Genomic DNA, 6,646 nt, shown 5'->3' with positions numbered 1-6,646 from the left:
GAATACAATCGAATCCGCATTCATTCTTCCATTGGTTACTTAACCCCGCATTTATGCGAAAAGAGGTACTACGAGCAGCAGCAGGCCGCATAAGTTTGTGTCTACTTTCTTGACAGAACTCCATTTCGGTTACTTGGGTGCGATGCAGTTTGACTTTTGCTAACTGCACGGCGATTTCGGTTACTTGGGTGCGATGCAGTTTGACTTTTGCTAACTGCACGCAAAAAAACCCGATCGCGATGCGGATCGGGGTTGGTTAAGCTTACATAAGTATATCTTTACATCGCCTTTTCAATTCGGCGTTACACCTTATCCTATCATTCGGGTAAATCGCCAAACACAGCTCTGGTAATCACCATTTAGACGTGGAATCGGCAATCCCGCATACATCAATTGGTCTCCGCCATAAATCGATCCTGTTTCCGCTAAGCAGTACTTGGCAGTTGGATCAAGCCCTTTAAATCTGAGCCAATCTAAGGGTGCGTTAGGCTCAGCAAGTACTCGGAAGTAAGCCGCGAAAGCCTCGGAACGATCCTCAGCAATCATCATCCAAGCTGTATCATTGCCTTCGAACGGACTCCTCAGGCGATAGAAATCGCCGAATTGCACCAGATGGCGAATATCCTTATACTGCTGCACCTGACGTTTGACTTCCGTCTTCTCCTCGTCCGTCATTTGGGTCAAATCCAGCTCGTAGCCGAAATTACCTGACATGGCTACATCACCGCGCGTTTGGAGGGAGGTCATCCGGTGCACCTGATGATTCGGTATGGCAGACACATGGGCACCCATTGTACTTACAGGATAGACCATGCTAGTACCGTATTGAATTCGCAAGCGACTGACAGCATCCGTGTTATCGCTCGTCCAGGTTTGCGGCATGTAATGCAGCATACCCGGATCGAAGCGACCTCCGCCGCCGGAGCAGCTTTCGAATAAAATGTGCGGGAATGCCGAAGTAATTTCCTCCAGCACTCGATACAAGCCAAGGATATAACGATGCGCGGTTTCACGCTGACGTTCCGGAGGCAGCAATGCCGAGCCGATCTCCGTCATGTTGCGATTCATATCCCATTTCACATAGGTGATGGGTGCAGTACGCAGCACCGCGCTAACCGATTCAATTAAATAATCACAAACATCTTCCCGTGACAAATCGAGAATGAGCTGTTGACGAGCTTCGGTGCGCCGTTGACCCGGAACATGCAAACACCAGTCCGGATGTGCGCGATATAGATCACTGTCTGGTGAAACCATCTCAGGCTCAAACCACAGCCCGAACTCCATGTTAAGGGAATTCACTCGCATGGCCAAATCTGCTAATCCACCCGGCAGCTTGCGTTTATCAACCTTCCAGTCTCCAAGGGAGCTATTATCGCTATCCCGGTAACCAAACCAACCATCATCAAGCACGAATAGCTCAATACCTAATTCCTTCCCGACCTTCGCAATGCTTTCGATCTTTTCCGCATTGAAATCGAAATAGGTAGCTTCCCAATTGTTCACAAGTACAGGCCTTGTCTGATCCCGATGGACGCCCCGGCACAGCCTTGTCCGATACAAGCGATGATAAGTGCGGGACATCTCACCTAACCCAGCGCTTGAGAACACCATAACAAGCTCCGGAGTCTGGAAAGACTCACCTTCTTCAAGGTTCCATTGAAAGTCAAAGGGATTAATTCCGATAGACACCCGGGTCGTGCGGAATTGATCGACCTCCGCTTGGGCAATAAAGCTTCCGCTGTACACGAGACTGAAGCCATATACCTCGCCTTGATCCTCGTCTGCATTAGGAGCAGCTAACGCGATAAATGGATTTTGTTGATGACTGCTGGAGCCGCGACGGCTTTCGATGGACTGCATACCAGGTACAAGCGGTCTTCTTACGAGATCCCGTTCCCTAGCCCATGCGCCTGACAATTGAAGGAAGTGAAACCGGTCATGCTTGAAATCTACGCTAGCGCTTAAGGCTCTCAGCAGCTTTAACGTTGAACCTCCCGTATTCACTAGCTTAGCTGATCTAACAATCGCATCATGTTCTGAGAATACCGTGTAGGACAAGACGACGCGAAGACCGCTCTTCTCGTCCTTAAGCTCCAGCACAAGGGTATGGGCTTCTTTCACATTCTCAACATAAGTGGATGGCATTCCATCCAGCTTAGGTTTCCCTTGAACGATCTTATGATCGACGCAGACTAATTCTGTAATCGTGGACCCATCCTCTAATTGAACCTGATAAGCCGGATGGCGAAAATCACTTGTTCCGTAGGCCGGAAATTCTTGAGGGAGCGTATCGAAAGAAATCGAACGATCTTCCGGATAAGGGTTAGGTGAAAAAGAAGCTCGCTCCTGAAAATCCAGCAGCCCCTTCTGAGGTGCTTCCGCAATCTTACGTCCCCAAAAGGCGTGCACGGGAACACCGCTGGGGAGCAGTTGGATCATATAACTGGTATTCGGCGTTTGAAGATGAAACAATCCCTGTTCGGAATGATAAGTAATGCCCATTTGAATCCTCCTGCATGGTATTCGTAGTTTCATTTTCTACAAATATGAGTTTACTCGACAATACCCTTCATTACAAAGGACCATCCATAAGAGCGGTTAGCAAAAAGCAAATATTCCGGGTGGGTACGAGCACCCCAGCTGTCATCTCCTCCGACACCCATCTGCTTGTAGTTGACGCGAACTACCGTCTTATCGGATATCGGCAGCAAATGCTGATGATCATATTCCTCTAATTCAAACGGAGAAAAGGGAAGCGCATTGAGCTCGAATAACGGTGCACCTTCGACTAGGACTCCGACTCCCTCTGCGTTCTGAATTAACGCATAACGAACGTCTGTTTTATTGCCGCTTTCCTGCGGGCGTAAATACGGAGCGAGCTGATCCGCAACCTTACCAGTGAAAAGACCGATACGAGCTCCCGTGTTACGGTCCCAATAATTCTCGTGCGGGCCTCTGCCATACCAGGAAATTGTATCGAACTCTTTGTCCATTGCAAAAAGAATACCGATCTCCGGAATTTCCGGAAGATTAGGAGCTGGGTTAAGCTGCAGCTGCATAGCGATTTCGCCGTCTCCGTGAATCGTATATTCGATTGTACATGTAGATGCAGGCACCGTCGGTAAAATATAATCTACAGCAGCGCGCACTCCAGAAGATGACTGCTCCCATGTGAACTGTTGCAGTGTACGTCCCTGTCCGGCTTCCCGCCAAATAGCGCAGCGTTCATGATGCTTGTTGCCTCTGTCGTTATCCGTGTAAGCACGCCAGAAATTCGGCGTAATCGCTTGCTTTAGCAGCTCGGTCTCTTTCACCTGATAAGATTCCAAATCTCCCTTAAGGGTATCGAATCTCACAGAGAAATTGTCGCCTTTAACGATTAAATCTTTGCCGATAAGCTGAACCTCTAACTGTTGATCCTCGGTTTGCTGACCCACGGCAGCAATAACCGGTGCCGGAATGATGAATTGTTCATAGGCGATTTCGTGCCCTGATTGAGCCCATGCGGTCGCATCTCTCAGAAGGACGCTTAGCGTAAGCACATACTCATCTCCGAAATCAGCTTGATCTGGATAAATGGACGATAATTCGATCGTCTTTGATTCTCCAGGAGCAACTTGGATATCAAGCTTCCCTTCTTTGACAGGGGTTCCGTTATTCTCAAGCAACCATACAAGCTCAAAAGCGCTTAAGTCCGTAAACAAATGCCCATTTATCACGTTAAAACGGCCTTCGTCCAAATCCTCAGCCGTAAACTTAACGTTCTGGTAGCATTTTTTGACTTCATGGATTTTAGGTGAAATCTCGCGATCTGCGAAGATCAGTCCATTGCCGCAGAAGTTGCCGTCATGTGGAGACTCTCCAAAGTCGCCGCCATATGCCATATGGGAAGCGCCGTCCGCGGACTGGACGCGGATCGCCTGATCGACCCAATCCCAGATGAAGCCCCCTTGAAGGACTGGATACTTCTCGAATAACTCCCAATACTTCGACAGTCCCCCGCATGAATTACCCATCGCATGGCTATATTCACATAGGATAAAAGGTTTCTTTGGCTTATTAAGCGCATATTCCTCGACGCCGCGAGGTGAAGTATACATATGGCTTTCGATATCGGAAGCCGCTTCAGAAGCCCGCCAGTGAAATACGCCTTCATAATGCACCACGCGAGAAGGATCCTTCTCGCGGAGATAATCATGCATGTACAAGAAATTGTCTCCGCCGAAAGCTTCATTACCTAGCGACCAAATGATAATGGAAGGATGATTCTTATCGCGCTGCAGCATTGAATTACAACGATCGATTACGTTATCGCGCCATTCCGGTTTGCTGCCAGGAACCGTCTCTCCCTCTTCCGTCGCGCCGTAAGTCCAGCTTCCGTGTGTCTCTAGATTCGTCTCATCAATGACGTACAATCCGTATTCGTCGCACAAATCATACCACTTGGTGTTATTCGGGTAGTGCGATGTCCGAACCGCATTGATGTTATACGACTTCATTAATTGGATATCACGAATCATATCCTCTATTCCGAGCGCACGTCCGGTATCGCACGAAAATTCATGCCGGTTTACGCCCTTTAATAGGATACGCTGACCGTTGATTTTCATTAGACCGTCATGGATTTCGAACTTACGGAAGCCGACCTTGCAGCTAATAAACTGAACGGCTTGTCCTTGAGCGTCATTAAGCCTGAGCACAAGCGTGTATAGGTTCGGCTGCTCTGCGCTCCACTTGAGTGGATTTGATACCGCAACGGTTCCTTTAACCTCACATGATGCATTCGCTCCAAGCGAAGCCTTCATCTGCAGCGATTGCGCAAGTAATGGACTTCCTTTTCCATCATATAATTGGGCATCTACCGTCAAATCTCCGACATCTTCTCCAAAGTAATTTATAATTGCCGCATCCACTCTTAAGTCCGCATCCCGGAAATCCTCATCCAAATCCGTATTCACGAAAAAATCGTAGATATGCGCTTCTGGGGCTGTGAACAAATACACATCGCGGAATATTCCGCTCATCCGCCAGAAGTCCTGATCCTCCAACCAGCTTGCATCACACCAGCGGTATACTTCAACTGCCAGCTTGTTCTCCCCTTCGATCAAGTATGGGGTCAAATCAAATTCTGCCGGGGTAAAGGTATCCTCGCTATAACCGACTAATTCGCCATTCAACCAGATGTAGAAAGCCGATTCAACGCCTTGAAAGCTTATGAATACAGGCTTTCCTTGCCAGCCGTCCGGCACATGAAATGTTCGAATATAAGAGCCCACAGGATTGTATTTCGTAGGCGCGAATGGCGGCTTTAGTATTTCTGAATCGATCCACGGATAACGGACGTTCGAATATTGCGGATAATCATAGCCTTGCAGCTGCCAATGCGCAGGTACTTTAATTTCATTCCAGCTGCTGGAGTCGAAATCGGATTTATAGAAGTCCTTGATCCGCTTATCTGGATTTTCGGCGAAAGCAAACCTCCACTGCCCGTTAAGAAGGTGATAATGCGCAGACGATTGCCTATCGCCGATTAGTGCTTCCTCTAAAGAATCGTGGGTGATTAAGGTCGAATGTGCATCCATTCGATTCAGCTGAAAAATAGTCGGATTGTTGTTCCATTCGGGATAACCGTTACTTGGAGACGAGTACGTAAATTTTGTTTTGGACAAGAAGCACACTCCCAATCATAATATAACTATATTCATATTATAAAATTGATGGTAACCCTTTTCTATTCAAACATTTTCAGATGTCTATCAAAATATGAAAGTAGATGAATGCCTTGGATTTCCTTTCCATGCCGATACTGACTCAGACAGATTCACAGCTTCCCATTCATCTTACAACCGTAGGTCATTGGGATCATCAGGAACGAATGAGAAGGCCGGAGGGATTCCTCGACTATCAATGGCTTCAATGTGACGCGGGCACCGGCGAACTTATAATCGGAGACCAACGTCATCTCGTGAAGCCGGGACAAGGTTTCTTCTTATTTCCCCATGAACCTCATGCCTATCAACCCCTGACTGAACCTTGGGATGTTCACTGGATTTCTTTTAACGGTAGTATAACCTCTTCTCTTCTTCATCAAGCAGGCATTACCAAATCAAGAGTGTATACCGCGATTGATTCGAGCATTCTAATTGCACACATAAAAAATATATACGACATGGCTATCTCCGGACACCCATTCGTCGGTATGGAATGCTCGAAGCTGTTATATGCTTTTCTGCTTGATCTCATGAGAAGCGTTTGGACGAGCACACCCTCGACCACACAGAACTATGTAAAACTCAAACCCGTCTTTCAGTACACCGAGGCCAATTTCCACAGACCCCTAACGATTGCAGAGATGGCAAATTGTATTAGAGTGAGCTCTCAGCATCTCTGCCAATTGTTCCGAATCACGCTTAAGATGCGGCCTATGGAGTATGTAAATCGGGAGCGCATCAACAAAAGCAAGGAATGGATATTCCGCGAGCCAGACCTGAGAATCCAAGAAATCGCTGCTAGAGTCGGCTTCGATAATCCGAGCTATTTCAGTTCTGTCTTTAAGAAGATAGAAGGAATGACCCCTGAACAATTCAAGAAATTTCATGGAATGCGAGGTTAAGGCATAACTGTGCGGTTTTTTGCACACTTT

The 6,646-nt window shown here is 47.4% G+C and carries 3 protein-coding genes; 1 reads left to right on the top strand and 2 read right to left on the bottom strand.

Going from position 1 to position 6,646, the window contains the following annotated elements; all coding sequences use genetic code 11:
• Nucleotides 1-309: 309 nt before the first annotated feature.
• On the bottom strand, nucleotides 310-2,505 hold the full coding sequence (locus ACESLK_RS24295) for an alpha-galactosidase (RefSeq protein ID WP_373232308.1): 2,196 nt from the start codon (nucleotides 2,503-2,505) through the stop codon (nucleotides 310-312).
• 50 nt (nucleotides 2,506-2,555) lie between these two features.
• Nucleotides 2,556-5,672 (bottom strand): beta-galactosidase, LacZ type, encoded by a 3,117-nt coding sequence (gene lacZ / locus ACESLK_RS24290; RefSeq protein ID WP_373232307.1) that lies wholly within the window; start codon nucleotides 5,670-5,672, stop codon nucleotides 2,556-2,558.
• 104 nt (nucleotides 5,673-5,776) lie between these two features.
• Between lacZ and ACESLK_RS24285 the strand changes: the two genes are divergently transcribed.
• On the top strand, nucleotides 5,777-6,616 hold the full coding sequence (locus ACESLK_RS24285) for an AraC family transcriptional regulator (protein WP_373232306.1): 840 nt from the start codon (nucleotides 5,777-5,779) through the stop codon (nucleotides 6,614-6,616).
• Nucleotides 6,617-6,646 lie beyond the last annotated feature (30 nt).

Source organism: Cohnella sp., from assembly GCF_041640265.1.
In the GTDB taxonomy this organism is placed as follows: Bacteria; Bacillota; Bacilli; order Paenibacillales; family Paenibacillaceae; genus Cohnella.
The sequence above is the reverse complement of the archived record's forward strand: the minus strand, read 5'-3'. Positions and strand labels throughout refer to the sequence as shown.